Source organism: Micromonospora sp. WMMD737 (assembly GCF_049179055.1).
Taxonomy (GTDB): domain Bacteria; phylum Actinomycetota; class Actinomycetes; order Mycobacteriales; family Micromonosporaceae; genus Micromonospora; species Micromonospora reichwaldensis.
Map to the genome: position 1 here is coordinate 606,025 of NZ_JBMHMH010000001.1, position 24,774 is coordinate 630,798.

The 24,774-nt window shown below is 75.8% G+C and carries 26 protein-coding genes; 17 read left to right on the forward strand and 9 right to left on the reverse strand.

Annotated elements, in window-relative coordinates; all coding sequences use genetic code 11:
* Positions 1-52 precede the first annotated feature (52 nt).
* The 6 genes from ACN27A_RS01995 (at position 53) to ACN27A_RS02020 (ending at position 7,991) form a co-directional block, all read left to right on the forward strand.
* Positions 53-1,060, forward strand: a complete 1,008-nt coding sequence (locus ACN27A_RS01995) for a Gfo/Idh/MocA family protein (RefSeq protein WP_421449350.1) — start codon at positions 53-55, stop codon at positions 1,058-1,060.
* Positions 1,053-2,141 carry a zinc-binding dehydrogenase gene (locus tag ACN27A_RS02000; protein ID WP_421449351.1) on the forward strand — a complete coding sequence of 363 codons (1,089 nt, stop codon included), beginning with the start codon at positions 1,053-1,055 and terminating at the stop codon, positions 2,139-2,141. The genes ACN27A_RS01995 and ACN27A_RS02000 overlap by 8 nt, the downstream gene beginning before the upstream one ends.
* Positions 2,142-2,193: 52 nt before the next feature.
* Positions 2,194-4,008 carry an ABC transporter ATP-binding protein gene (locus ACN27A_RS02005; RefSeq protein WP_421449353.1) on the forward strand — a complete coding sequence of 605 codons (1,815 nt, stop codon included), beginning with the start codon at positions 2,194-2,196 and terminating at the stop codon, positions 4,006-4,008.
* Between the two features lie 97 nt (positions 4,009-4,105).
* Complete coding sequence (gene secA2 / locus ACN27A_RS02010) at positions 4,106-6,397, forward strand: accessory Sec system translocase SecA2 (protein ID WP_311410267.1); 2,292 nt, start codon at positions 4,106-4,108, stop codon at positions 6,395-6,397.
* Between the two features lie 185 nt (positions 6,398-6,582).
* A complete protein-coding gene (locus ACN27A_RS02015; RefSeq protein ID WP_421449355.1) occupies positions 6,583-7,323 on the forward strand; it encodes a GAF and ANTAR domain-containing protein in 741 nt (246 codons plus the stop codon).
* A 164-nt stretch (positions 7,324-7,487) separates the two neighbouring features.
* Positions 7,488-7,991 (forward strand): DUF2231 domain-containing protein, encoded by a 504-nt coding sequence (locus ACN27A_RS02020; protein ID WP_421449357.1) that lies wholly within the window; start codon positions 7,488-7,490, stop codon positions 7,989-7,991.
* Positions 7,992-8,213: 222 nt separating this feature from the next.
* Here ACN27A_RS02020 and ACN27A_RS02025 read toward each other — a convergent pair whose 3' ends face one another.
* Both ACN27A_RS02025 and ACN27A_RS02030 read right to left on the reverse strand, forming a co-directional pair.
* Positions 8,214-9,167, reverse strand: a complete 954-nt coding sequence (locus ACN27A_RS02025; protein WP_421449358.1) for a DUF3500 domain-containing protein — start codon at positions 9,165-9,167, stop codon at positions 8,214-8,216.
* Between the two features lie 45 nt (positions 9,168-9,212).
* A complete protein-coding gene (locus tag ACN27A_RS02030; protein ID WP_421449359.1) occupies positions 9,213-9,611 on the reverse strand; it encodes an ankyrin repeat domain-containing protein in 399 nt (132 codons plus the stop codon).
* A 63-nt stretch (positions 9,612-9,674) separates the two neighbouring features.
* Here ACN27A_RS02030 and ACN27A_RS02035 point away from each other — a divergent pair, with 63 nt between their 5' ends.
* The 9 genes from ACN27A_RS02035 to ACN27A_RS02075 all read left to right on the forward strand — a co-directional run bounded on the left by ACN27A_RS02035 (position 9,675) and on the right by ACN27A_RS02075 (position 15,816).
* Entirely contained in the window at positions 9,675-10,052 is a 378-nt protein-coding gene (locus ACN27A_RS02035; protein WP_132237948.1) for a signal peptidase I, read from the forward strand.
* A gap of 88 nt (positions 10,053-10,140) precedes the next feature.
* Positions 10,141-10,596 carry a cysteine dioxygenase gene (locus tag ACN27A_RS02040; protein WP_421449361.1) on the forward strand — a complete coding sequence of 152 codons (456 nt, stop codon included), beginning with the start codon at positions 10,141-10,143 and terminating at the stop codon, positions 10,594-10,596.
* 110 nt (positions 10,597-10,706) lie between these two features.
* Positions 10,707-11,201, forward strand: a complete 495-nt coding sequence (locus tag ACN27A_RS02045; protein ID WP_421449363.1) for a rhodanese-like domain-containing protein — start codon at positions 10,707-10,709, stop codon at positions 11,199-11,201.
* Between the two features lie 47 nt (positions 11,202-11,248).
* The gene (locus ACN27A_RS02050; RefSeq protein WP_421449365.1) at positions 11,249-11,803 is read left to right on the forward strand and encodes a winged helix-turn-helix domain-containing protein; all 555 of its coding nucleotides are present in this window, start codon (positions 11,249-11,251) and stop codon (positions 11,801-11,803) included.
* Positions 11,804-12,193: 390 nt separating this feature from the next.
* Positions 12,194-12,796 carry a winged helix-turn-helix domain-containing protein gene (locus tag ACN27A_RS02055; RefSeq protein WP_421449368.1) on the forward strand — a complete coding sequence of 201 codons (603 nt, stop codon included), beginning with the start codon at positions 12,194-12,196 and terminating at the stop codon, positions 12,794-12,796.
* 170 nt (positions 12,797-12,966) lie between these two features.
* On the forward strand, positions 12,967-13,605 hold the full coding sequence (locus tag ACN27A_RS02060) for a uridine kinase (protein ID WP_132237939.1): 639 nt from the start codon (positions 12,967-12,969) through the stop codon (positions 13,603-13,605).
* 161 nt (positions 13,606-13,766) lie between these two features.
* Positions 13,767-14,165 carry a TraR/DksA family transcriptional regulator gene (locus ACN27A_RS02065; protein WP_089000644.1) on the forward strand — a complete coding sequence of 133 codons (399 nt, stop codon included), beginning with the start codon at positions 13,767-13,769 and terminating at the stop codon, positions 14,163-14,165.
* A 48-nt stretch (positions 14,166-14,213) separates the two neighbouring features.
* A complete protein-coding gene (locus ACN27A_RS02070; RefSeq protein WP_357577472.1) occupies positions 14,214-15,086 on the forward strand; it encodes a DUF72 domain-containing protein in 873 nt (290 codons plus the stop codon).
* A 301-nt stretch (positions 15,087-15,387) separates the two neighbouring features.
* Positions 15,388-15,816 (forward strand): DUF2267 domain-containing protein, encoded by a 429-nt coding sequence (locus tag ACN27A_RS02075; RefSeq protein ID WP_421449369.1) that lies wholly within the window; start codon positions 15,388-15,390, stop codon positions 15,814-15,816.
* Between the two features lie 97 nt (positions 15,817-15,913).
* Here ACN27A_RS02075 and ACN27A_RS02080 read toward each other — a convergent pair whose 3' ends face one another.
* Positions 15,914-16,693, reverse strand: coding sequence for a PIG-L deacetylase family protein (locus ACN27A_RS02080; protein ID WP_421449370.1), 780 nt, complete (start codon positions 16,691-16,693; stop codon positions 15,914-15,916).
* Between the two features lie 236 nt (positions 16,694-16,929).
* Between ACN27A_RS02080 and ACN27A_RS02085 the strand changes: the two genes are divergently transcribed.
* Positions 16,930-17,217 (forward strand): hypothetical protein, encoded by a 288-nt coding sequence (locus ACN27A_RS02085; RefSeq protein WP_132237929.1) that lies wholly within the window; start codon positions 16,930-16,932, stop codon positions 17,215-17,217.
* 9 nt (positions 17,218-17,226) lie between these two features.
* Positions 17,227-18,495 (forward strand): cupin domain-containing protein, encoded by a 1,269-nt coding sequence (locus ACN27A_RS02090; protein ID WP_421449373.1) that lies wholly within the window; start codon positions 17,227-17,229, stop codon positions 18,493-18,495.
* A gap of 151 nt (positions 18,496-18,646) precedes the next feature.
* Here ACN27A_RS02090 and ACN27A_RS02095 read toward each other — a convergent pair whose 3' ends face one another.
* The 6 genes from ACN27A_RS02095 to ACN27A_RS02120 all read right to left on the reverse strand — a co-directional run bounded on the left by ACN27A_RS02095 (position 18,647) and on the right by ACN27A_RS02120 (position 24,640).
* On the reverse strand, positions 18,647-19,003 hold the full coding sequence (locus tag ACN27A_RS02095; protein ID WP_421449376.1) for a YciI family protein: 357 nt from the start codon (positions 19,001-19,003) through the stop codon (positions 18,647-18,649).
* Positions 19,004-19,122: 119 nt separating this feature from the next.
* Positions 19,123-19,788, reverse strand: a complete 666-nt coding sequence (locus ACN27A_RS02100) for a hypothetical protein (RefSeq protein WP_421449377.1) — start codon at positions 19,786-19,788, stop codon at positions 19,123-19,125.
* Entirely contained in the window at positions 19,785-22,457 is a 2,673-nt protein-coding gene (locus tag ACN27A_RS02105) for an FtsK/SpoIIIE domain-containing protein (protein ID WP_421449379.1), read from the reverse strand. The genes ACN27A_RS02100 and ACN27A_RS02105 overlap by 4 nt, the downstream gene beginning before the upstream one ends.
* Complete coding sequence (locus ACN27A_RS02110; protein ID WP_421449381.1) at positions 22,450-23,838, reverse strand: hypothetical protein; 1,389 nt, start codon at positions 23,836-23,838, stop codon at positions 22,450-22,452. The genes ACN27A_RS02105 and ACN27A_RS02110 overlap by 8 nt, the downstream gene beginning before the upstream one ends.
* A 9-nt stretch (positions 23,839-23,847) precedes the next feature.
* A complete protein-coding gene (locus ACN27A_RS02115; protein ID WP_089000636.1) occupies positions 23,848-24,108 on the reverse strand; it encodes a hypothetical protein in 261 nt (86 codons plus the stop codon).
* Positions 24,109-24,241: 133 nt separating this feature from the next.
* Positions 24,242-24,640, reverse strand: coding sequence for a hypothetical protein (locus tag ACN27A_RS02120; RefSeq protein ID WP_421449383.1), 399 nt, complete (start codon positions 24,638-24,640; stop codon positions 24,242-24,244).
* Between the last annotated feature and the right edge of the window lie 134 nt (positions 24,641-24,774).

The window sequence follows — 24,774 nt, forward strand, 5'->3', positions numbered from 1 at the left end:
CACGCGGGGGGAGTGCAGTCGTCGAACGTGAAACTGTGGCGAAGGGGCTTTCATGCGCACGTGCCGGGTGGGACTGGTTGGGGCCGGCGGGGTGGCGCAACGCCACGCCCGGGTGTTGGGCGGCTTCGGGGACGTGGAACTGCTCGGGGTGACCGACGTGGTGCCGGAGGCGGCGGCGGAACTGGCGGACGCGCACGGCGCCCGGACCTTCGGCGACGTCGGGGAACTGCTGGCCGCAGGCCCGGACGCGGTCTACGTCTGCGTGCCGCCGTTCGCCCACGGGCCGGCCGAGGAGGCGGTCGTCGCGGCCGGGGTGCCGATGTTCGTCGAGAAGCCGGTCGCCGTCGACCTGGTGACCGCCGAGCGGATCGCCGACCTGGTGGCCGGGCGGGGACTGCTCACCGGCGTCGGACACCACTGGCGGTACCTGCCCGTGGTGCAGCAGGCCCGGGAACTGCTCGGCGACCGTCCGGTGCGGATGGTCAGCGGCGCGTGGTGGGACAAGGTGCCCCCGGTGGCCTGGTGGTCGCGGCGGGACCGCTCCGGTGGCCCCGTGGTCGAGCAGGCCGCCCACGTGCTGGACCTCGTCCGGTGCCTGGTCGGCGAGGCCACCGAGGTCACGGCGTACGGCAACGGCACCCCGCCGCCCGTCGACGGCGCCGACATCGACTCGGTGACCACCGCGACGCTGCGCTTCGCCGGCGGCGCCGTCGGCACGCTCACCGCCGCCTGCGTGCTCGGCTGGAAGCACCGCGCCGGACTGGAGATCCTCGCCGACGGCCTGGCCCTCTCGCTCAGCGAGGACGGGCTGGTCGTGCGCGACGCCGACGGGGAACGCCGCTTCGACGCCGACCCCGAGGCCGCCCGGGTGGCCGTGGACCGGGCCTTCGTCGACGCGGTCCGGGGCGTCGGCGACGACGTCCGCGTCCCGTACGCCGAGGCCCTCGGCACCCAGCGGCTCGCCCTCGCGGTCGCCGACTCCGCCCGCACCGGCCGGCCCGTACGGCTGGACACGCCCGTCGCCGCGCCGCTCGCCACGGGGGTGACCGTCGATGCGTGACCACGTCGTGGTGGTCAGCGGCCCGGGCCGGGTGGAGCTGGTCGAGCAGGACGCCGCCGAGCTGACCGACGGCACGTTCCGGGTCGAGACGCTGTTCAGCGGCGTCTCCGCGGGCACCGAACTCAGTTACGTCAAGGGCACCAACCCCTACCTCAACGTCACCTGGAACGCCGACCTCGGGCTCTTCCAGCCGGGCGCGGCCAGCACCCTGTACCCGGTGACCCGGCTGGGCTACATGCAGGTCGGCCGGGTGGTGGAGAGCCGTACGCCCGCCGTCGCCGTGGGCACCGTGGGCGCGATGACGTACGGCCACCGCACCGGCTGGGTCGCCGACCCGGTCGCCGAGCGGTTCGTGCCGCTGCCCGAGGACCTCGACCCGCTGCTCGGCGTCTACGTCGCGCACATGGGGCCGATCTGCGCCAACGGCGTGCTGCACGCCGCCGCCGACCTGCACGGCGCCGACGTGCGGTCGCTGGGCGACGGGGTGCGGGGCCGCCGGATCGCGGTCGTCGGCAGCGGGGTGGTGGCCCTGCTCACCGCCCTGTTCGCCAAGCGGCACGGCGCCGCCTCGGTGGTGGTGCTCGACCCGACCCCGCAGCGGCGGGCCGTCGCCGAGGCGCTGGGCCTGGAGACCCTCGACCCGGAGGCGGACGACCCGGCGGTGGTGCTCAAGACCCGCTGGGCGCACGGGCCCGGCGACCGGGGCGCCGACGTGGTGTTCCAGTGCCGGGGGCAGGCGTGGGCGTTGCAGCTCGCGCTGCGCCTGCTGCGCCCCCAGGGCACGGTCGTCGACCTGGCGTTCTACCAGGCCGGCGCGGACGCGGTCCGGTTCGGCGAGGAGTTCCACCACAACGGACTGTCGCTGCGGTGCGCACAGATCGGCCGGGTGCCGCGCGGGCTCGCCCCCACCTGGGACCGGGAGCGCCTCTCCGCCGAGACGATCGACCTGCTGCGCGCGTACGGGGACGTGATCCGCAAGCACCTCGTCTCGGCGGTGGTGCCGTTCGAGCAGGCCCCGGCCCTGCTGACCGACCTCGCCGAGCGGCGCCGCCAGGAGCTCCAGGTGGTACTGACCGCCTGAGGTCCCCGCGTCGCCCCCGGGGCGGGTGGCGCGGCCCGATACCGTGCCAGCCATGACCGCCGCCGCTCCCGTGACGACCGCCGACGACCCCGTGCCGACCGCCGCCGGCGGTCCGGGCACCCCCGTGGACGACCGGCGGATCGGCCTGGCCGCCCTGCTGCCGTACCTGCGCGCCCACCGCGGCACCCTCGCCGTGGTGGGCGCGCTGTCGCTGGCCGGCGCGGCGGCGTCCCTGGCACAACCGCTGCTCACCCGCTCGGTGCTGGACGGGCTCTCCGGCAGCCGATCGGTGGGCGGCCTGGTCGCGGCGCTTGTCGCCCTGGTGCTGGTGGCCGCGGCGATCGGCGGGGTGCGGGACTACCTGCTGCAACGCACCGCGGAGGGGGTCGTGCTGGGCACCCGGCGGCGGCTGACCGGCCACCTGCTGCGGCTGCCGATCGCCGAGTACGACCGCCGCCGCACCGGCGACCTGCTCTCCCGCGTCGGCTCGGACACCACCCTGCTGCGCGCGGTGGTCACCTCCGGCCTGTTCGAGGTCGTCACCGGCGCCGTGATGGTGCTCGGCGCGGCGGGCGCGATGGTCCTGCTCGACCCGGTGTTGTTCGGGGTGACCCTGCTCGGGGTGGCCGCCGGCATCGCCATCGCCGTCGCCTTCGCCCACCGGGTGCGGGGCCTGGCCCGCGCCGCCCAGGAGCGCGTCGGCGAGATGACCTCGGCGGTGGAGCGCGCCATCTCCGCCGCCCGGACGATCCGCGCGGCGCGGGCGGAGCGGCGCGAGGCCGACGCGATCGGCGTCAGCGCCGCGCGGGCGTACGCGGCGGGCCTGCGGGTGGCCCGGGTGCAGGCGTTCGTCGGCCCCGCCAGCAGCGTCACCATCCAGGGGGCATTCCTGCTGGTCCTCGGGGTGGGCGGGGCGCGGGTGGCGGCGGGCGCGATCACCGTCGGCGACCTGGTCGCCTTCATCATGTTCCTGTTCTTCCTGGTCCTTCCGCTCGGGCAGGCGGTGCACGCCTACACCCAGCTGCAGACCGGGCTGGGCGCGCTCCAGCGCATCGAGGAGATGCTCGCCGTGCCGGTCGAGGGGGCCGCCGACCGGCCCGCGCCCGTCCCGGCCCGGGCGCTGCCCGGCGGGGCCCCGGCGTCCGTCGAGTTCGACCGGGTGGGCTTCGGCTACCCCGGCGGCCCGCCGGTGCTGCACGAGGTGAGCTTCACCGTGCCGGCCGGCACCCGCACCGCCCTGGTCGGCCCGTCGGGCGCCGGGAAGTCGACGCTGCTGGCGCTGGTCGAGCGCTTCTACGAGGTCACCGGGGGCGCGCTGCGCATCGACGGGGTCGACGTGCGGGACCTGCCCCGCGACGCGCTGCGCGCCCGGATCGGCTACGTCGAGCAGTCCGCGCCCGTGCTGGCCGGCACGCTGCGGGAGAACCTCCTGATCAGCGCGCCGGAGGCCACCGAGGCCCGGCTGCGCGCGGTGCTCGACGAGGTCAACCTCGGCCACCTCGCCGAGCGCGCCCCCGAGGGGCTCGACGTGCAGGTGGGCGAGGGCGGGGTGCTGCTCTCCGGCGGCGAGCGGCAGCGGCTGGCCATCGCCCGCGCCCTGCTGGCCGGCCCGCCGGTGCTGCTGCTCGACGAGCCGACCAGCAACCTCGACGCCCGCAACGAGGCCGCGCTGCGCCGGGCCATCGACGCGGTGGCCGCCCGGCGCACCCTGCTGATCGTGGCGCACCGCCTCTCCACCGTCGTCGACGCCGACCAGATCGTGGTGCTCGACGGCGGCCGGGTGGCGGCCACCGGCACCCACGACGAGCTGACCGGGACCAGCCCGCTCTACCGTGAGCTGGCCACGCACCAGCTCCTGGTGAGCTGAGCGGTCCACGCCCGCGACCCGCCCGGCGACGACACCCGCGCGGCGGCGCGCCGGGCGGGCCGCCAACGCGGGCTCCGGTCGCGTACCGTTGCCGCTCATGGGTGTGTCGCAACGCTTGAAGACCAGGTTCCGCCGGTTCCTCCAGCGCCCGGGGACGACGGTCGACCTGGGGCCGCTGGAGAAGCTGCTGCCGGCCGTCGAGGCGCGCGAGGACGAGCTGTCGGCGCTCGACGACGCCGAGCTGACCGAGGCCGCCGGTAAGGCCACGGGCTACGAGGAGATCTGCGCGATCGGCCGCGAGGCCGCCCGCCGCGGCCTCGACCAGCGGCCGTACGACGTGCAGCTGCTGGGCGCGATGGCGCTGCTCTCGGGCAAGGTCGCCGAGATGGCCACCGGTGAGGGCAAGACGCTCACCGCGACCATCGCCGCCTACGGGCACGTCCGGCTGGGCAACGGCCCGGTGCACGTGCTCACCGTCAACGACTACCTGGCGCGGCGCGACGCCCTCTGGATGGAGCCGGTCTACAAGCTGCTCGGCCTGAGCGTCGGCTGGGTCAACGAGGCGTCCACCCCGCAGGAGCGGCGCGACGCGTACGCCTGCGACGTCACCTACGTCTCGGTCAGCGAGGCCGGCTTCGACTACCTGCGCGACCAGCTCGTCACCGACGTGGAGGACCGGGTGCAGCCGCCGCTGCGCACGGCGATCGTCGACGAGGCCGACTCGATCCTCATCGACGAGGCCCGGGTGCCGATGGTCCTCGCCGGCTCGGTCGCCGGCGAGCAGGACCCGGTGCACGCCGCCGCCGCGCAGGTGCGGGGCCTGCGCAAGGGCAAGCACTACACGGTGGCCGAGGACGGCCGCAGCGTCGCCTTCACCGCCGCCGGCCTGGCCGCCGTCGAGGCCAAGCTCGGCATCGACCTGTACGACGAGGAGCACGTCGCGCAGCTCTCCGCCGTGAACGTGGCGCTGCACGCGCACGCCCTGCTGCACCGCGACGTCGACTACATCGTCCGCGACGGCTCCGTCGAGCTGATCGACGAGATGCGGGGCCGGGTCGCCCAGCGTCGCCGCTGGCCGGACGGGCTCCAGGCGGCCGTGGAGGCCAAGGAGGGCCTCGACGCCACCGCCGAGGGCGAGGTGCTCGGCACCATCGCCGTGCAGGCGTACATCGCGCTCTACCCGAAGGTGTGCGGCATGACGGCGACCGCGGTGCTGGTCGGCGACCAGCTCCGCGAGTTCTTCGGCCTCGAGGTGGCGGTGATCCCGCCGAACACCCCGTGCGTGCGCGAGGACGAGCCGGACCGCATCTACGCCACCCGGGCCGAGAAGGAGGAGGCGCTGGTCGACGAGATCAAGCGCCACCACGAGCGCGGGCGGCCGGTGCTGGTCGGCACCCTGGACGTGAAGGAGTCCGAGGGGCTGGCGGCCGGCCTGAACGCCATCGGGGTGCCCTGCGTGGTGCTCAACGCGAAGAACGACGACGAGGAGGCGACGATCATCGCCGAGGCCGGCGCGTACGGCGCGGTGACCGTCTCCACCCAGATGGCCGGCCGGGGCGTCGACATCCGCCTCGGCGGCAGCGACCAGGCCGACCGGGACCGGGTCGCCGAGCTGGGCGGCCTCTACGTGATCGGCAGCGGCCGGCACGACAGCCGGCGCGTCGACGACCAGCTGCGTGGCCGGGCCGGGCGGCAGGGCGACCCGGGCGGCTCGGTCTTCTTCGTCAGCCTGGAGGACGACCTGGTCGCCCGGCACGCCGGCGACGCCGTTCCCGCCTCGCCCCGGATGAACGCCGACGGCCTGGTCACCGACGACCAGGTCGAGTACGCCGTCGAGCACGCCCAGCGGGTCGCCGAGGGCGTCAACCACGAGATCCACCGCAACACCTGGCGCTACAGCGTCGTCATCGAGCAGCAGCGCAAGGCCCTCGCGGAGCGCCGGGAACGGCTGCTGACCAGCGACGTGGCGGCGCTGATGCTGCTGGACCGGGTGCCGGAGAAGGCCGGCGAGATGGACGAGGACCTGCTCGCCCGGGTCGCCCGCTCGATCGCCCTCTACCACCTCGACCGGCTCTGGACGGACCACCTCGCGGAGCTCTCCGAGGTACGCGAGGGCGTGCACCTGCGCGCCCTGGGTCGGCTCGACCCGCTGGACGAGTTCCACCGGGCGGCGGTGCCGGCGTTCAACAACCTGATCCCGGAGATCGAGCGGCGGACGATCGAGACCTTCGAGGAGACCGAGTTCACCGACGACTGGGAGCCGGACGAGGCGAAGCTGGTGCGGCCGAGCGCGACCTGGACGTACCTCGTGCACGACAACCCGTTCGGCTCGGAGCTGGACCGGTTGATCGCCTCGGTGGGGCGGCGGCTCAGCTCCGCGTCGCGCTGACGCTCCGGGGCCCCTTCCGACGCCTCCGGGCGCCGGAAGGGGCCCCCTTTTGCGCCGTTTCGATCCCGGTTTGCGAGGGTAGTAGGCCGGGTCCGAGGAGTCGGGAGAGACCAGACGATGGAACACGTGACGGCGCCGGTCGGCCGTGCGGGAGCGCACGCCGGGACGGTGGGGGCTGTGGAGCGGTGAACCTGGAGATGTGGGACCCGGCGGTGGAGCGGCTCGGTGTCCTGGAGACCGCCGCCCTGCTGCGCGAGCTGACGGCCGCCCTGATCGCGGTCGAGGACTTCGACGAGGCGCTGGACGCGCTGGTGCGTACCGCCCGCGGGGCCGTGGCCGGCGTGAGCTGGTGCGGCTTCACCGCGCTGCGCGCCGGCGAACCGGCCGGGGTGGCGGCCTCCGACGCGCGCCTGGCGGGGCTGGACGACCTGCGGCACGGCCCCGACTCGCCGGCGATGGACGCGATCCGGCGGCGGGAGATGATCCTCTCCGACCGGCTGGACCGCGAGGCGCGCTGGCCGTCCTGGACGCCGCGGGCCCGGGAGCTGGGCGTGCACGGGGTGATCTCCGCGCCGGTCGACGTCGACGAACAGGTGATCGGGGCGATCAACCTGTACGCCGGAGCCGCCGACCTGCTCACCCCGGGGCACCAACTCACCGCGATGCTGCTCGCCGAGCACGCCGGGCTGCTCCTCGCGGCGGTCCGCGACCGGGCACGCAAGGCGGCCGAGGTCGGGGAACTGGAGCCCTCGGTGCTCGGCGACGGGGTGATCGGGCAGGCGATCGGCGTGATCATGACCCAGCGCGGCTGCGCGGCCGGCGAGGCGCTCGACGTGCTGCGCAGCGCGGCGTCGTCGCTGGACATCCCGCTGCGGCAGGTGGCCGACCGGCTGGTCGCCACCGTCTCGCGCCCCCGGGACAACTGAACGCTCCGGCCGTTTGGGGCCGGGGTGCGCCGTGGCCCTCCGTGGCCGGCGTGACTACCGGGACCTGCGTGACGGCGGTGGCCGGTGGGCCGCGTGTCGTTTCGGCGTACGGGCGCCCGGGTAGCACCCTGGACTGGTGACGTGTGCCTACCTGGGGAGGAACCATGCAGAGCCGGCTGCGGGTGCAGGGGCACCCGATCCAACCGATGCTGGTGACGTTCCCGTTCGGGCTCTTCGTGAGCGCGACCGTGTTCGACCTGACCGACGTGCTCGGCGGCCCGGCCTTCCTCGGTGAGGTGGGCTACTGGACGTCCGTGGCCGCGCTGGTCGCCGCCGCGCTGACCGCCGTGGCCGGCATGATCGACCTGTGGGACGTGCCGGTCGACCGGACCCGGCGCACGGCGGTCACCTTCAACCTGGTGAACGTGGCGATGGCCGCGCTGTTCCTGATCTCCTGCCTCGTCCGCGCGGACGCGCCGCAGCGGGGCGCCTCCGTCGTGCTGCTGCTCACCGAGCTGGTGGCGCTGGGCATCGGCGCCGTCGGCGTCGCGCTGGGCGCCCGGCTGGTCCGCCGCTTCGACGCCGGTCGCCGGGCCGAGCCCACCACCTTCGACGCGTTCTCCAGCGCCTCCGACTCCACCGTCGACCTGGCCCACCACCGCCCCTGACACCACCCTGCCCACCCGCCTGCCCACCCGCCTGCCCGTGCCGCCCCCCCCCGCCCACCCCAGCGGCGCCCACCCCAGCGGCGCCGATCATGCAGTTGTGGTGGCCGGTTGAGGCGCCTTCGCCCCTTTTGCGGGGCACCACTACTGCATGATCGACGAGGCTGGGCGGGTGAGGCGGGGCGGGCGGGGCGGGGCTGAGGGGCCGGCAGCGGGGTGGGGCGGTTAGTGGGGGTGGGATTCGGCGTGGTGGGCGGCTAGGACGTCCGCGCCGAAGTCGCTGGCCGGGCGGCGCAGGACGGTGTGCGCGTGGTTGCCGTCGTCGGTGGTGTTGTGGTACTCGATGAGCAGGTCGTCGCCCTGCACGCGGTAGTAGTGGCGCCGACCGGGCACCGTCGGGCCGGCCCAGGCGAAGTGCAGCTGCCCGGAGTCCAGCCGGCGGGCCTCCCGGACCGCCAGCTCGGGTGGGAGCCGGTCCAGGTAGAGCGCCACGAGCTGGTCCAGCAGGGCCCGCCCGGTGGGCCCGAGCCGGTCGGCGGGCACCCCGAGCGGCTCCAGCGGCCCGTCCACCCGGGCACGGGTGGCGCTGATGATGTCCCCGGGCGCCTCGTCGGCGACGATCGCCGCCGTCCGGCCCGCCGGGCCCATCGCGTCGAGCAGGGCGCGGGCCAGATCCTCCTCCACGCCCAGCGGCCGGGAGACCGGGCGGCCGGCGTACCGGACGGTGGCCGGGTTGGCGCCGAGGAAGATCGGCGCGGGGGAGACCTGGTCGGCCACCACGGTCATGCTCACCGAGAGGTGGTGCCCCTCCAGGCGCCACGCCCAGGCGTCGTCGCGGGCCGGGTCGCCGAAGACGGCCACCCAGTAGTCGCCGCTGTGCCGGCCCCGGCGCCATCCCTCCGCCCGGTCCAGCACCTCCTCGAGCGCGACGATGGCCATCGCCTGGGCGTACGCCGGTGGGCTCAGCGCGGTGGCCAGCAGCCGGTGTGCGGCCTTGCGCCCGGCGCGGTCCAGGTCGGCCAGGCAGACCCCGGGCCGGGGTCGCGGCCGGTACTCGAGCCAGCGGCGGGCCGCCTCGTCGTCGAAGCGGTGGGCGGCCCGGGCGCGGGCGGGTTCGTCCAGCGCGGCGAGCAGCGCCGTGGCGGCGGTGCGCATCTGTTCGGGCAGCGGATCCTCCACCGACCCTGTATACCGGGCGCGGACCGGATGCGCCGGGCGTCGGCGTCAGCCGGTCGGCGCGGCCAGCAGCGCGAGCATCTCGGGCAGGTCGAAGAAGCGGGCGGTCTCCACCGCCGAGGGGTTGCCGTGGTGCGGGTCGGCCCCGGCGGCGAGCAGCGTCCGGACGGCCTCGGCGCTGCTGCGGAAGGTGGCGGCGGCCAGCGCCGTCTGGCCCCGGTCGTTGGTCCGGGAGTGGTCGGCGCCACGGGCGAGCAGCGCGGCGACGGTCTCGGCGTGGGCGTGGTACGCCGCGAGGATCAGCAGCGTGTCGCCCTTGTCGTTGGTCAGGTTGACTGGCAGCCCCGCGTCGACGTAGTCGGCCAGTTCGGCGGTGGCCCCGTCGCGGGCCAGGTCGAACATCCGGTGCGCGAACGCCAGCGTCTCCGCGTCGAGTTCCTCACTCACCGGTCCAGGTTAGTCGGACGTCCCCCTGGTACGTTGCTCGGCCGGCGTACCGGGGAGCGTGCGATGGACGACAGGGTGTACGTGGGCAACGCGGGCGTGGACGGTGCGACGAACGCCGGCTGGCTGCTCGGCCACTTCATGCCGCCGGGCGACGCCCGGCACAGCGTCGACGTCGAGGTGAAGTGGGGAGTCCATCCGGCGGGGGAGGCGCGCTCCCGATGGGCCACGCAGGAGCGGCGTACGGCCCTGCTGGTGCTGGTCAGCGGCCGGTTCCGGGTCGAGTTGCCGGACCGGACGGTGGTGCTCGGCGAGCCCGGCGACTACGTGGTGTGGGGGCGGGGCGTGGACCACTCCTGGTACGCCGAGCGCGAGTCGGTCGTGCTGACGGTGCGCTGGCCGTCGATCCCCGGCTACCGGGTGGACCCGCCGGTCCGTAGGTGACGCGTCCCAGCTTCTGGGAATGCCTACTAAACCAATAGGGTTTGCAGCCTATGCTTGGTCGACGCACCGCCGAACCGCGAGGACCGCCATGCCCGACCGACGCCCGCCCGACCTGCTCGCCACCGCCCGGCGGTGGGGCGCCGACCCCGTCCGCTGGCCGGTGCCGCTGCGCTTCGACCCGGTCTCCCGCTGGTACGCCCGGCTCGCCCACGAGGCCGACCACGAGGTGTGGGCGTTGAGCTGGCTGCCCGGCCAGGGCACCGACCTGCACGACCACGGTGGCTGCGGCGGCGCGTTCCTGGTCGTCTCCGGGGTCCTGACCGAGGAGACGGTCGGCGGGGGCGTGCTCCGCCCGCACCGGCTGCCGGCCGGGTCCGGGCGTCGCTTCGGCCCGCGGCACGTGCACCTGGTGTCCAACCGGGACGACGAGCCGGCGGTGAGCGTCCACGTCTACCGGCCCGCGCTGCGCCGGATGACCAGCTACCGGCTCACCGACGGCCGGCTGCGCGTCGCCGAGGTGGCCGAGGCCGGGGTGGCCTGGTGAGCGCGACGCCGTCCCGCCCGGGTCGCCCGCGACCCCCTGCGCGCCGCCCGCCCCGCGCCGGCGGCCCGCCGTCGTACGTGCACCGTCAGCAACCAGTGGAGGGAACGACCATGCCGCAGACCGACGACCCGCACGCGTGTCCGGCCCCGGTGGCGCCGCCGGGCTCCCGGGGCATCGACGAGATCCTGGCCGCCGCCCGGGTGCGGCTGGACCGGCTGGACCCGGAGCGCGCACACCTGGCGCACCGGGGCGGCGCCCTGCTGGTGGACATCCGCCCGGCCGCCCAGCGGGCCGCCCACGGCACCGTGCCCGGCTCGCTGGTGATCGAGCGCAACGTGCTGGAGTGGCGGTTCGACCCCCGCTGTCCGGCCCGGCTGCCGCAGGCCGTCGGCTACGACCTGCGGGTGATGGTCATCTGTCAGGAGGGCTACACCTCCTCGCTGGCCGCCGTCGCCCTCCAGGATCTCGGGCTGCGCCACGCCACGGACGTCGTCGGCGGCTTCGTCGCCTGGCGGCTCGCCGGCCTGCCCGTGCTCGGCCCCACCCCGCCGCAGCCCACGCCCACCCCCGCGCCCCCGGTGACCGCCGGCCGGGTGCCGTCCTGACCGTCACGCTCCACCGGGCGTGGCGGCACCGCCGCCCAGGAGGCTCCATGTCCGTCGTCGCCATCCCCACCCGACACCACTCGTCCGCGCGCCCCGAGCGGGCCGGAGCGCTCCGACCGCGCTCCGCCCCGACCGTCACCATCACCCTCGACCTCGTCCCGGGGCCGGTGAGCCCCCGCCTGGCCCGGCTGCTGGAGCTGATCGGCGAACTCGCCGAGTCGGGGGAGGGGCGGTTGGGACCCGGCGTCGCCGAGGACCGGCCGGCGGCGCCCCGGCCGGTGCCGGCCGTCGTGGACCCCCAGGCGATCCGGATCGCCACCGGCTCGCGGGTGGTCCACCAGGGCTCCCGCGTGATCCCGCTGACCCGCATCGAGTACGACCTGCTGCTGTTCCTGGCGGAGCAGCCCCGTCGGGTGTTCACGCGGCTCCAGCTGCTGAGCCGGGTGTGGGGCTACGAGCACGCGGTGGCGCGCACCGTCGACGTGCACGTCCGCCGGCTGCGCGCCAAGCTGGACCCGGACATGCCGGTGGTGACCACCGTCTACGGCGTGGGCTACCGCCTCGCCGACGAGGCCCGGATCGAGATCGAGCGCAGTCGCTGACGGCGCCACCCGCGCGGCGTGCCCGATCCCCGGGCGCGCCGCGCCGCCGCGTCCGGGGGCCGCGGTGTCCCGTCGCCGGTACGCCGCGCGGCACCCCGATCGCCGGCCGCCGGCCCTCCGGAGGACTGACGCGATCCACGCTCATCCATTCCCGGCGCACCCGCGCCGACCACCGTGAACCGGGCGGGCACCCCCCTATCGGGTCAACCCGGCGGCTCTGCTGTAATCATCAGGCTTCGTACGCAGAGCGAGCATCCGGCTCCGATGCGTTCGTCAATTGTCACATTCATGCAACGCAGCCGCCCCTTGACCCTCGCCCGGGCGCCGGGAAGCATCGATGGAGCGGCGTCCCGGGCCGTGGGGAGATACCCGGACCAGCCAAGGAGGACCATGTCGGTCAGCCCCGCCTCGTCGCGCGCCGGATGGCATACGTCCCAGCCCGCTGTTCCCGGACGACCCCCGGGGGGCCAGCGTCGTCCCGCCAACACCGCCGCACCGATGCTCACGGTGACCCTGAACATCCCGTTGGCATCCGAGGAGTCGCTGACCGCGCCCGCCCGACGGCTGCTGGAGGCCGCCCGGGAGATGCTGGAGCGCGGCGAGGGCACCATCATCACCGCCACCGTCGAACGCCGCCCCGACCCGGTGCCCGCCGGCCGGTCGCCGTCGCGCCCGGTCGCCGCCACCATTCCGACCCTGCACATCCTCGCCTCGTCCCGGTCGGTGCTGCGCGACGGCGAGCCGTTGCCCCTGACCCGGCTGGAGTTCGACCTGCTGCTGCACCTCGTCGCCCACCCCCGCCGGGTCTTCACCCGGTTGCAGCTGCTCAACGCGGTCTGGGGCTACGAGCACGCCGGCGTGCGCACCGTGGACGTGCACGTCCGCCGGCTGCGCGGCAAGGTCGGCGTCGACGTCCCGCTGGTCACCACCGTCTACGGCGTCGGCTACCGGCTCGCCGACGACGCCCGCGTCACCATCGACCGCAACGGCTGACACCACCCACCGCGCGAGCACCAACCACCGGGCGGGCACCGACTGCGCGAGCACCGGCCACCGCCCGGGCACCACCCGCCGAGCGAGCACCGCCCATCGCGCGGGCGCCGACTGCGCGAGCAGCGGCTGCCGCGTCCCGTCCGGGGCGGCCGGCGGGGCACCATGGTCGGATGCGGATCCGCCCCATCTCCCCGGAGTTGCTCGTCGCCGAGCTGACCGAGCGTCTCGCCGGCACCGACGCCCCCGGCCGGCTGCGGGTGGCCGTCGACGGCGCCCCGGCTGCCGGCCCGGACGAACTCGCCGCCGCGCTGGTCGACCCGCTGCGCGCGCTCGGCCGGCCCGTGCTGCACGTACGCGCCGCCGACTTCCTCCGCCCCGCGTCGGTGCGCCTGGAGTTCGGCCGGACCAACCCCGACGCGTTCTACGAGGGCTGGGTCGACGAGCCGGGGCTGCGCCGGGAGGTGCTCGACCCGGCCGGGCCCGGCGGCTCGGGGCGGGTGCTGCCCTCGCTGTGGGACGCCACCACCGACCGGGCCAGCCGCGCCGCGTACGTCGACCTGCCGCCCGGGGGAGTCGTGCTGGTCAGTGGGGCACTGCTGCTCGGCGGGGGCCTGCCGTTCGACGTCACGGTCCACCTGGTGCTCTCCCCGGCCGCCCTGGACCGGCGCACCGACCCCGCGCAGCGGTGGACGCTGCCCGCCTTCGCCCGGTACGCCGACGAGGTCGCACCGGCCTCCTTCGCCGACGTCGTGGTCCGCGCCGACGATCCCCGGCACCCGGCGCTGGTGGAGTCCCCGGTGTCGCCCTGAGGGCACGACGTCCGAAAAGTCGCCGGTTTGACCGCCGACGTGCCGGGGTATTCGCCCGGCTCACAAGGCGCGGGTGATCCGCCCGCGCGCAGACCACCACGGCGCCGGGCGCACCTACCCGGTGCCCCGGCGGATCTTCCAGGCCAGAAAGGCAGGCAGCGATGCTCGTCCACGACACGATCGGTACGGGCCGATCCCAGGCGGAGATCGACCAGATCCGGCGCTCCCTGCAGGCCCGCTACGACGAGCTGTCCGCGGAGTACGAGCAGGCGGTGCTGCAGAGCCAGGTGCTGCGGCTGGTGGAGGTGGGTGACACCGCCGGTGACGACCAGGCCGACAGCGGCACCAAGACGGCGGAGCGGGACACCGCGCAGTCCCTGCTGCGGACCATCCTCGACCGCCGCGCCCAGTACGAGCACGCCCTCACCCGGCTGGAGGAGGGCACCTACGGCTTCTGCGAGGGCTGCACCTCGGCGATCCCCGTCGAGCGGCTGGAGATCTTCCCCTCCGCCACCACCTGCGTGCAGTGCAAGCAGAACCGGGAACGTCGGGCGGCCTGATTCCCGCCAGCGGTTGCCGGTCGGTCCGGACCGCGGCGAGGTCGACCGATGGGTGAGATCAAGGTCGGCACTGCCTCCTGGACCGACCGGACCTTGTTGGACTCCGGCTGGTACCCGCAGACCGCCGACACCCCGGAGAAGCGGCTGGCGTACTACGCCCGCCAGTTCCCACTGGTCGAGGTCGACGCCACCTACTACTCGCCGCCCGCCGAGCGGACGGCGAGGCTGTGGGCCGAGCGCACCCCGGCCGGCTTCACCTTCAACGTCAAGGCGTTCAGCCTGCTCACCGGGCACCCGACCCGGGTCGGCGCGCTCTACAAGGACCTCCGGCCGGACACGGGGAAGAAGAACCTCTACCCGGACGACCTGCCGCCGCAGGCGTACGAAGAGGTGTGGACGCGCTTCCTCGCCGCGCTGGACCCGCTGGTCGAGGCGGGCAAGCTCGGCGCGCTGCTGTTCCAGTTTCCACCCTGGTTCACCATCAAGCGGGACAACAAGCAGTACCTGCTGGAGGTGGCGAAGCGCTGCGCCCCGCTGCGCCCGGTCTACGAGTTCCGGCACGCCTCCTGGTTCGACGGCGACAACGCCGACGAGACCCTCGCCTTCCTGCGCGAGCACCGGCTCGCGTACGTCTGCGTGGACATGCCGCAGGGGCACCGCTCGTCGGTGCCCCCGGTGCTGGCCGCCACCGCGGACCTCGCGGTGGTCCGCTTCCACGGGCACAGCGACAAGTGGACCAGCAAGGACATCCACGAGAAGTTCGGCTACCGCTACGCCGACCGGGAGCTGCGCGACTGGGCGCCGAAGCTGCGCGAGCTGGCCGACTCCGCCGGGGAGACGCACGTCCTGATGAACAACTGCTACCGGGACTACGCGCAGACCAACGCCGCGACGCTCGCCGGGCTGCTCGACGCGGACTGAGCCGGACGGTTCACTCCGTCGGGGTGAGGGCCGCTCACCCCGACGCCGCGCAGCATGGGCGGTGCGTGCGGCCGACCGTGGCCGCGGCAGGCGACACCACGGAGGTGGGTGGAGATGACGGTTCGGGTGGTCCCGGGTCGACGACGCGGCCCCGTGCTGCACGTCGTCGGGTCGTCCCCCGACGCCCGGTGGGCGCCGCGCCCCGCCCGGGTCGGTCCGACCCGGCAGCCGCGCGGCCCGGTGGGGCCACCGCGACGTGACGACGACCGACGGTGGGAGACCGACGTACGGGGGTGGACAGATGGCTGAGCAGCTGCATTCCGCATTCGAGTCCTCGATGGACAAGACCAACATCATCCTCAAGGACATCGAGCAGGCCTACGGCTGGCCCAAGGAGCAACGCAACCAGTCCTACTGCGCGCTGCGCACCGTGCTGCACCTGCTGCGCGACCGGATGCCGGTGCAGGAGAGCGTGGAGTTCGCCGCGCAGCTCCCGGTGCTGGTGCGCGGGATCTACTTCGACGGCTGGAAGCCGTCGGACGTGCCGATCAAGCTCAACCGGGACGACTTCCTGCTGGAGGTCCGGCAGGGCTTCCCGTACGACGCCGAGGGCGGCCCGGAGCGCGTGGTGCAGGTGGTGCTGGACACCCTGCGCCGCCACGTGACCCAGGGCGAGTGGGAGGACGTGAAGGCCACGATGCCCCGGGACATGGCGAACATCATTCCCTGACACGCCGCACGTCTCGCGACGGTCCGCTCCGCCCGCGGCGGAGCGGACCCCGCGCCGCTTCACGCCGGCCGTACCGGGGCCACGGGTCGGCCCGTCGCTACCAGAGGTCGAAGTGGAAGACCTCGAAGGCGGTGCCGTGGCGGACGCCCAGTCGGGCGCCGACGGGGCGGCAGAGCCCTTCGAGGAACTCCTCGGGGTCGAAGCTGCCGTCGCCCAGCCCGCTCAGGTAGGCGTCGTGCGCCCGCAGCGAGGCCACGCCCCGCGCGAAGGTGCCGGTGACGTCCACCCCGTGCGCGGCCAGCGGCGAGGAGGCGGCCCAGACCTGGCGCACCCCGTTCCACGGCTCGATCCCGTCGGCGAGTTGCTCCGGGAACACCCACCGGTTGCCGGCGTCGCGGACGGCGTCCAGCACCGCCCGACCGGTGGCGATGTGGTCGGCCTGGTTGAGGGCGTACGCACCGTCCCAGGTGTCCCGGAAGTTGTTGGTGATCACGATCTCGGGGCGGTGCCGGCGGACGACCCCGGCCAGGGCGCGACGCAGCGGCACGCCGTACTCCAGGACGCCGTCGGGCAGGCCGAGGAACTCCACGGTGTCCACCCCGACCAGGGCGGCGGACTCGCGTTGCTCCCGCTCCCGGACCTCCCTCGCCCGCAGCGGGGGCATCGCGTCGATGCCGGCCTCGCCGCTGGTGACGAGGCAGTAGCCGACCTGTCTGCCCTGCGCCGTCCAGCGGGCGACCGCGGCGGCGGCGCCGAACTCCAGGTCGTCGGGGTGCGCCACGATCGCCAGCGCGCGCTGCCACTGCTCGGTCACCGGTTCCAGCGGGCGCGGCCCGCTCGGCTCGGTCATCGCCACCTCCTGCTCGGGCAGGACCATCCTGTCACCGTCGGCGCCGCCGCGCCGGGCGGCGCGAACCCCGGCGCCGTCGGCGTCGACCCCGCACCGCGCGCCACGACGTGCCTGCTGGCGACCCTGACCGGGCGCGGCGAACCGCCGGTGTGAACCGGAAAGGACGTCTACGGTGTGGTTAGAGAAGATCGCGTGTGGGGTACCACCCGCTGCACGACGGACCCCGGCGCAATGGCGGGGCGGCACATCCCTAGGGAGCACCGATGGCACTCAACGACGACGACATGCAGACCAGCGCCGGTGGCGGCCCCGAGGGCCCGGCCGACGGCGGCGCGACCCCGGGCCAGCAGGACGGTGGCGCCGACGGCGGCGCCGACCGCGGTGCCGAGCGTGGCGCCGACCAGGGCGCCGACCAGGGCGCGGAGGGTCCCGCCGACGGCGGTGCGACCCCGGGTCAGCACGACGGCGGCGCCGACGGCAGCGCGGAGGGTCCCGCCGACGGCGGTGCCACGCCGGGCCAGCACGACGGCGGCGCCGACGGCAGCGCCTGACGGACCGCCGTGACCGACATCGACCCGCCGGGCGGCGACGGCCGCCCGGCGGTCCCGTCCGAGGCCTCGGCCGCGCTCGCCCGCTGCGTGTCGGTCGAGCCGGCGAAGTTCGCCGCCGCCCACTGGGGACGCACCCCGCTGCTCTCCCGCGCCGACGAACTGCCCAACCTGGCCGGCTTCACCGACCTGCTCAGCCCCGCCGACGCCGACGAGCTGCTCAGCCGCCGCGGCCTGCGTACGCCGTTCCTGCGCATCGCCAAGGACGGCCAGCTCGTGCCGGCGGCCCGCTTCACCGGCGGCGGCGGCGCCGGTGCCGAGATCGCCGACCAGGTCCTCGACGAGCGGGTGCTGGAGCTGTACGCCGGCGGCGCCACCCTCGTCCTGCAGGGTCTGCACCGCACCTGGCCGGCGCTGACCGACTTCACCCGCGAACTCGGCACCGCCGTCGGGCAGCCGTTGCAGGTCAACGCCTACCTGACCCCCGCCGGCAGCCAGGGTTTCGCCACCCACTACGACACCCACGACGTCTTCGTCCTCCAGGTCGACGGCCGCAAGCACTGGCGGATCCACCCGCCGGTGCTGCCGGACCCGCTGGAGAAGCAGCCGTGGGGCGGCCGGGCCGACGAGGTCGCCGCCACGGCCGACGGGCCCGCCGCGCTGGACGTCGTGCTCGCCCCCGGCGACGCGCTCTACCTGCCGCGCGGCTGGCTGCACAGCGCGCAGGCCCAGGAGTCCAGCTCGCTGCACCTGACCGTCGGCGTCCGGGCGCTGACCCGCTACGCCCTGGTCGAGGAGCTGCTCGCCCTCGCCGCCGAGGACCCGCGGCTGCGCGCCACACTGCCGTTCGGCACCGACGTCGCCGACCCGGACGCGATCGAGCCGGAGCTGACCGAGACGGTGGAGGCGCTGCGGGACTGGCTGCTGCGGGCCGACCCGGCGGCCGTCGCCGCCCGGCTGCGGCAGCGCGCCTGGCCGGCCGCCCGGCCCGCGCCCATCCGACCCCTGGCCCAGGCCGCCGCGCTGGCGGCGCTGGACGCCGACACCCGGCTCGCCCCGCGACCCGGCCTGCGCTGGCGGCTCACCCCACGGGGCGAGAAGGTCGCGCTGGTGCTGTTCGACCGCACGATCACCCTGCCCGCGTCCTGCGCACCGGCCGTGCACGCCCTGCTCGGCGCCGAGCCCGTCCGGGTCGGCGACCTGCCGGGCCTGGACGACGACGCCGACCGGATCACCCTGGCCCGCCGCCTCCTGCGCGAGGCGGTGCTGGTCCCCGCCTGACCGGCCGGGGCGGTGCGTGGTGCCCGTACGAGCGGCCGGGCCGTGCCACCTGCGGCACGGCCCGGCCTGCGGGGGCGGGCCGCCCGGCGGCACGGTCGCCACCGCGAGGTCGCCCCGCACGGCTCCGGCGCGTGCCGATGAGAGGTCCGGCTCAGGCGGGGTCGACGGCGGCCGCCGGACGGACCTCGATCGGCAGGGTGGTCGCCCGGGACAGCTTCTCCGCCCAGCCCAACGCCGCGTCGAGATCCGGCACCGCGATCACGGTGAACCCGCCGACGTGCTCCTTGCCCTCGGCGAACGGGCCGTCCGTCAGGAGCGTCTCGTCGTCGCGGACCCGGACCACCCGGGCGGTGTGTGCCAGCTCCAGCCCGGCGCCGAAGACCCAGACACCGCTGCGGCGCATCTCCTGGTTGACGGCCTCGACGTTCCGCATGATCGGCTCGAGGAACTCCGGCGGGGGCGGGGCGTCCCCGTCGGGCTGGATCACGTTGAGCACGAAGTTCCGCATCGCACACTCCCTCTCGTCGAACGGCCGGCGTGACCCGGCCTCCTCCATCTACACGAACGGCGGGCGGTCGGATCGACGACGCGCTGCGGCAACCTCCCGGCCGATCGGGGAACGGTGGGTCAGCGGCCGGCGACGAGCAGCGCGACCGTGGTCACCAGCCCGGCGACCAGCACGACGGTCATCGGCCGGGGGCCGAGCACGGCGTGCCGACGGTCGGCGAGGACCTTCGCCGGCACCAGACCGACAAGCGGACCCAGCAGCGTCACCACCAGGGCCAGCACCGGCAGCCCGACGCCGAGCTCGCCGCCGTACCGCTCGCCCGCCGCCCGGGCCGCGCTGCCGAGGGCGTACGCGAGCACCGCGCCCGCCACCCCGCACAACGCCAGCAGCGGGTTGACCGAGCCCGGCAGGTCACCCGGCTGGCGGGTGCGGTTGAGCAGGTCCCGCACGCCGGCCAGCAGCGGAGCCGGGTCGCCCGTCGCGCCGGGCACCGGCGCCGGTGGCCCGCCCGCCCGGCGACCCGAGCCGCCGAGCCGGCCGCGCAGCAGTTGCCACAGGTCGGCGACCTCGGCGTCCACCCGTTCCTGCTCCTCGCGCGCGTCCACCAGCTCCCGCTCGGCGCGCCGCAGTTCGGCCTCCGCCTCGGCGACGGCCCGCTCGGCCGCCGCGCACTGCTGGGCGTGCCAGGTGTGCGCCTCGGCCCGCTGGACGCGCACCCGCGCGCTCAGCTCGGCCAGCCGACGGATCTGGGCCGCGTACGACTCACTGGTCACCGGTTCGTTCATCGTGCCGGCCCGTAGGGGATGATCACCTGGCCGGTGCGGTGCACCGCCCGATCGAAGAACAGCCCCCGCCAGGGGCGGGGATACCAGTCCGGGCCCCCGGTGCCCGGATACAGTGACGAACCCAGCTCGCCGCCGTGGGCGTCCAGCGCCACCCAGGCGCCGATCTGGTCCGTCCGGGCCGCCGGCCCGCCCAGGTCGGCCCGCATCCGGGCGACGCCCCGCCACCAGGCCAGCACGTGGGTGCGCCGCTCCGGCCCGTCGTGCAGGATCCGGCGCAGCTCCTCCAGCCCGGTGCGCCGGCCGATCCGCGTGGCCAACGCCCCGGACGCCGCGTCGACGGCGAACAGCAGCAGGTAGTGCGGCATGCCCGGCGCACCGAGCCCCTCGGCGGTCTCGGCCATCAGCTCGCCTACCGTCTCCTCGTCGTACCAGGCGGCGTCGTCGGCGAGATCCTCGTAGAGGGACCGGGCCGCCGGGTCGGCGTCCGGGTCGAGGCAGGCGATCGAGAACCGGGCCGTGCCGGGGCGGTGCTGGCGGGCCAGGGAGCGGGCCGCCGCGTCGAGCACCGCGCACGCCTCGTCCACCCGGGTGCCGAGCACCGCCAGGTTGCGGCCGGGAGCCCGGGGCAGCCGCAACGCCGCCGAGCGGGACTGCACGTCGATGATCTCGCCGAGCAGCGCGACCGGCGTACGCGGGTGCCCCGTCTCCGGCGCGGCCAGCGCCCGGAAGTCCGGCGCGTCGGCGAGGCGGGGGATCGCGTCGCCGTCGAAGAGCCGGGCCGGCGCGGCGTCCTGCGGGCGCATCCGCCACAGCCGGTGCTGCAACTCGCTCCACGTCTCCCAGTCGCTGGCCGACGGGATCCGGGCCACCTGGTTGCCCTCCGCCATGCCGGACTCCGCGTTGACCACCGCGTGGTGGCGCGGCAGGGACTGGGCGGCGTCGTTGCGCTCGGCGAGGATCCGCAGCGCCTTCGGCAGCGCGATGCGCAACGTGAACTGCGCGACCAGGGCCGGCCGGCCCCACAGCGCCTCGATGCCGCGCACGTCCTGCGAGGCCAGCACCAGGTGGATGCCCTGGGACCGGCCGCGCCGGGCCAGGTCCTCCAGCAGGTCGGCGGCCTCCCGGGCGACCACGTCCCGCCCGGCCAGCAGCATCTGGAACTCGTCGACCACCGCGACGATCCGCGGCCAGTGCCCCGTGGGGTCGACCGCGCGCAGCTCCGCGAGCTTGGTGACCTCGTGCTTCTTCGCGGCGTCGGCCCGCCGGCGCAGCTCCTCGGCGAGGAAGCGCAGCAACGCCAGCCCGAACTCCCGGTCGGTGTTGACGTTGATCCCGACGAGCCGCATGTGCGGCAGCCAGCTCGGATCCCGCCGGCCCTTGGCGAACCGGGCGAAGGACACCCCCTCCTTGAAGTCCAGCAGGTAGAACTCCAGCTCGGCGGGGGAGTAGCGGGCCGCCAGCGCGCCGATCCAGGCGAAGATCAGGTTCGTCTTGCCGGTGCCGGACGGGCCGCCGATCAACGCGTGCGGCGGGTAGTCGCCCAGGGTGAGCAGCACCGGCCGGCCGTGCGGACCCTCGCCGATCGGGGCGGTCAGCCCGGTCGCCGAATCCTCCCGCCACATCTGCTCCACCGGCGGCAGCAGGTCGGTGAACGGGGTCGGGGCGGGGCCGGCGTTGACCCGCGCCGCCACCTCCCGGCAGGTCTCGGTGACCAGGACCGGCGGGGGCGGCGGATCGAGGCGTACGGGCAGGCCGTTCGGCCCGCCGATCCGGGCGCCGTCGGCGTACGCGCCCACCCGGGTCACGGTGGGATCCTCGGGCAGCGACACGCCCCGCCCCACCAGGTGCACTCCGCAGGCCGCCCCGGTGCGGACCACCCGGTCGAGCTGGCCGCGTTCGTGCCGCGACGGCTCGTCCCCGCCCAGCAGCACCGCCACCCGCCACGGCTCGGGCCGGCGACCGGTGGCGGCGGCCAGCTCGCGCAGCGAGACGTACTCCCCGGCCAGCACCGTCTCGTTGATCCGGCGGATCTGTTCCACGAGGTCGTCGAGGAGCCGGGCGAGCCCGCCCGGGCCGACGAAGGTGAGCAGCCCGGCCGTGCCGAGGGGGGCGAAACCGGCCAGGCCGCCGCCCAGGTGCTCGGGGTCGTAGCCGATCAGCCGTACGGCGCCCGGATCGGCGCGCCCGACGCCGCGCAGCAGCAGCGCCGACACCACCGCGTCGCAGCCCTCCCGGTCGTCCCCGGTCAGCTCGACGTGGCCGGCGTCGAGCAGCGGCACCAGCGCCGGCACCGGTTCGGCGCCGGGGATGCGTACCGTGCCGATGCGCAGCGCGCCCGGCGGTTCGGCCCGCCGGGTCGGGGTCGGTCGCCAGCGCGTCCAGTCCGCGGAGGCCGCCCCGGGGGCCTCCCGCTGCGCCGCGTCCGCCGCCCGCCGGGCCAGCTCCGCGATGCGCGCGGCGTGCCGGTCGTCGATCTCGGCCAGCCGCCGGTCGCGCTGCGCGCCCACCCGCTCCGGCACGACCGACGCGGCCCGCCGGACCTTCGCCAGCCGCTCCCGGGCCGTGGTCAGCTCGGCCTGCGCGCTGGACAGCCGGGTCCGGGTGGCGCCGAGGGCCTCGCCCAGCATGCCCCTGACCCGGGAGACCAGCTGGCTCCGCCGGTCAGCCATCGACGCCCCGCCCGCGCGGTCCCGGGGTGCCGCCCGGCGCCGGCCGGCCCGCGGGCGGGCTCGACCAGACGCGGCCGGCCGACCCGGGCCGTCCCGCAGCGGCACCGTCGGCGGCCGGTCCGCCGCGACGCGCCGACGCGCCGCCATCGCCCGTCGACCCGCGGCTGCCCGTCGACCCGCCGGGCCGGCCGGCCGCCGCCCGGTCCGGTGTCGGGCCGGACTGGCCTTGTGCCGCTGCCCGGTCCGGCGTCGGGTCGGGCTGGCCGGGTGTCGTCGTCCGGTCCGGCTTCGGGGCGGCCTGGCCGGCGGTCGCCGCCCGATCCCGGGCCGCGGTCGCCTGGTCGTGTGCCGCCTCCGCCCGCTCCCGGGCCGCCGCGACCCGCTCCCGCGCGGCGGCCACCCGGCCCTTCGCGGCGGCGGCGCGTCGCTGCCACTCGGCGTCGTCGGCCCGGTCGCGGGCCGTCTCCGCCTGCCGGTCCCGCTCGGCGGCGGCGCGTTGCTCCCGGGCCGTCTCGGCCTGCCGGGTCCGCTCGTCGTCGGTGGGCAGGTCCCGGCCGAGCCGGGCCAGCAACACCCCGGTGAGCACTCCCGCGGTGACGGCCGGGTCGGCGGCGTGCGGCTGCTCCGCCTCGCCGCGCCGGGGCGGAGGCATCCGGCAGATCCGGGTCAGCAGCGTGTCCAGCACCGCGGGGGGCAGGCCGGGCAGCAGGTCCCGCACCCGGCCGTCCAGCTCGCGGTGCAGCCGTCCGAGGTCCTCGGCGCGCGGCGGGCGCCCGAGCAGCTCCCCGGCCAGCTCGCGCAGCAGCGGCGGGGCGACCGCCGCCAGGCCGAGGCCGACGTCGGCGTGCGCGCGACGCAGCTCGGTGTGCAGCCGGTCGCGGTCGCCGGCACGGACCCCGCCGACGACCCGGCGCAGCAGCTCCCGGGCGTCGTCGACCTTCTCGTCGGGCTGCTCGGGCGCACCCTCCCGGCCGCCCGTCAGCTCGGCCACCCGTACCGCCCACCAGCGGCGGGGCGTCGCGTCGGCGGCCGGCTCCGGCGTCGGGCCCCCGGGGGCCGCCTCCCGCGGCACGTCGTGCGCGGGCCGGCGCCGCTGCTCCTGCGGCCCGGGGGCGGGGGAGCCGTCGCCGGCCAGCCCGATCGCGGCGAGGTACGCCGAGAGCTGCTCCTGCGCGACGCGCAGCGCGTAGCCGGCGGTCTCGGCGTGCTCGGTGGCGGCGGAGAGCTCCGGCACCCCCATCGGGTCGGCCGACTCCTGGCGGACCCAGCGCAGCCGCTCGGCGGCCAGCCCGAACTTCTCGAGCGCCAGGGCCAGCTGCGCGAGCGGCAGGTCATCGGCGGCGGCGCGGACCTGCGCGCCGACGTCCTCGACGATGGACACGGCCGAGCCTCAGAGCGTCGCGACGTAGAGTTGCGCCTGCTCGACGGCGACGAGTGTCGCGGCGAGGCACTCCTCCAGCTCCTGGCTGGCCTGGGTCAGCGAGGACTGGGCCGCCTCGACGGTCTCGTGCCCGCTGCCCTCCAGCGCGCCGGCCAGGGTCTGCTGCGCCTCGGCCAGCTTCTCTCCGGCCGCCTGCACGGCGCTCTGGCCGTCGCCGATCTGTTGCAGCGCGACATCGATGGCTGCCTTGAGCTCGGCGACGCTCGCCACGGCGAAACCTCCTGGGGGCGGGGAGGCCTCCATTAGAGCCTATCCCTCACGGTGAGAGAACATCCGCCCTGTCAGTGTTCCTGCCCCGCTGACCGGTTGTCGACCGGAAGCGCGGGTAGTCCGATTGACGGGACTATCCGGGCGGGGCCGGCCGGTCCCGCAGCCAGCGCGGTCCGTACACCTCCGCGCCCTGCGCGACGACGCGTTCCCGCAGCTCACGGTCGGCGGTGACGACCAGCCGCCGGCGCCGCGGCGCGGCGGCGACCAGGTCGACGACGGCGTCGTCGCCGGACCCGGGCGCGGCCACCACCCGGACCCCGGCCGTGCCCGGCACGTCCCGCGCCCGGCCCTCCACCACCAGCACCACCTCCACCGGGGGCGGCAGCTGCGGGGGCAGCCCGGCGGCGGCCACCGGGGCCAGCGAGTCGCGCAGCCGGGCGGTCGCGCCCGCGCGGTCCCGCCACCAACCGTCGGGGCGGGACCCCACCACGTTGGCGGCGTCCACGATCAGCAGCGGCATCGTCGGCTCCATCCCACCAGCCTCCCACCCACCGCCTGAGGTGCAAGGAAGGGACCGTTCCTCTACCGCAGGCGTTGACCAGGGGCCCTTCCTCGCACCTCGCCCGGGGCCTTCGCGGCGGGTCGCGGCGCGAGTGGTGGCGTTTG

Excerpts from the sequence above, each read along its gene's own strand:
- ACN27A_RS01995 (WP_421449350.1), top strand. The coding sequence starts at position 53 with ATGCGCACGTGCCGGGTGGGACTGGTTGGGGCCGGCGGGGTGGCGCAA.
- ACN27A_RS02000 (WP_421449351.1), top strand. The coding sequence starts at position 1,053 with ATGCGTGACCACGTCGTGGTGGTCAGCGGCCCGGGCCGGGTGGAGCTG.
- ACN27A_RS02005 (WP_421449353.1), top strand. The coding sequence starts at position 2,194 with ATGACCGCCGCCGCTCCCGTGACGACCGCCGACGACCCCGTGCCGACC.
- secA2 (WP_311410267.1), top strand. The coding sequence starts at position 4,106 with ATGGGTGTGTCGCAACGCTTGAAGACCAGGTTCCGCCGGTTCCTCCAG.
- ACN27A_RS02020 (WP_421449357.1), top strand. The coding sequence starts at position 7,488 with ATGCAGAGCCGGCTGCGGGTGCAGGGGCACCCGATCCAACCGATGCTG.
- ACN27A_RS02035 (WP_132237948.1), top strand. The coding sequence starts at position 9,675 with ATGGACGACAGGGTGTACGTGGGCAACGCGGGCGTGGACGGTGCGACG.
- ACN27A_RS02040 (WP_421449361.1), top strand. The coding sequence starts at position 10,141 with ATGCCCGACCGACGCCCGCCCGACCTGCTCGCCACCGCCCGGCGGTGG.
- ACN27A_RS02045 (WP_421449363.1), top strand. The coding sequence starts at position 10,707 with ATGCCGCAGACCGACGACCCGCACGCGTGTCCGGCCCCGGTGGCGCCG.
- ACN27A_RS02050 (WP_421449365.1), top strand. The coding sequence starts at position 11,249 with ATGTCCGTCGTCGCCATCCCCACCCGACACCACTCGTCCGCGCGCCCC.
- ACN27A_RS02055 (WP_421449368.1), top strand. The coding sequence starts at position 12,194 with ATGTCGGTCAGCCCCGCCTCGTCGCGCGCCGGATGGCATACGTCCCAG.
- ACN27A_RS02060 (WP_132237939.1), top strand. The coding sequence starts at position 12,967 with ATGCGGATCCGCCCCATCTCCCCGGAGTTGCTCGTCGCCGAGCTGACC.
- ACN27A_RS02065 (WP_089000644.1), top strand. The coding sequence starts at position 13,767 with ATGCTCGTCCACGACACGATCGGTACGGGCCGATCCCAGGCGGAGATC.
- ACN27A_RS02070 (WP_357577472.1), top strand. The coding sequence starts at position 14,214 with ATGGGTGAGATCAAGGTCGGCACTGCCTCCTGGACCGACCGGACCTTG.
- ACN27A_RS02075 (WP_421449369.1), top strand. The coding sequence starts at position 15,388 with ATGGCTGAGCAGCTGCATTCCGCATTCGAGTCCTCGATGGACAAGACC.
- ACN27A_RS02080 (WP_421449370.1), bottom strand. The coding sequence starts at position 16,693 with ATGGTCCTGCCCGAGCAGGAGGTGGCGATGACCGAGCCGAGCGGGCCG.
- ACN27A_RS02085 (WP_132237929.1), top strand. The coding sequence starts at position 16,930 with ATGGCACTCAACGACGACGACATGCAGACCAGCGCCGGTGGCGGCCCC.
- ACN27A_RS02095 (WP_421449376.1), bottom strand. The coding sequence starts at position 19,003 with ATGCGGAACTTCGTGCTCAACGTGATCCAGCCCGACGGGGACGCCCCG.
- ACN27A_RS02100 (WP_421449377.1), bottom strand. The coding sequence starts at position 19,788 with ATGAACGAACCGGTGACCAGTGAGTCGTACGCGGCCCAGATCCGTCGG.
- ACN27A_RS02105 (WP_421449379.1), bottom strand. The coding sequence starts at position 22,457 with ATGGCTGACCGGCGGAGCCAGCTGGTCTCCCGGGTCAGGGGCATGCTG.
- ACN27A_RS02120 (WP_421449383.1), bottom strand. The coding sequence starts at position 24,640 with ATGGAGCCGACGATGCCGCTGCTGATCGTGGACGCCGCCAACGTGGTG.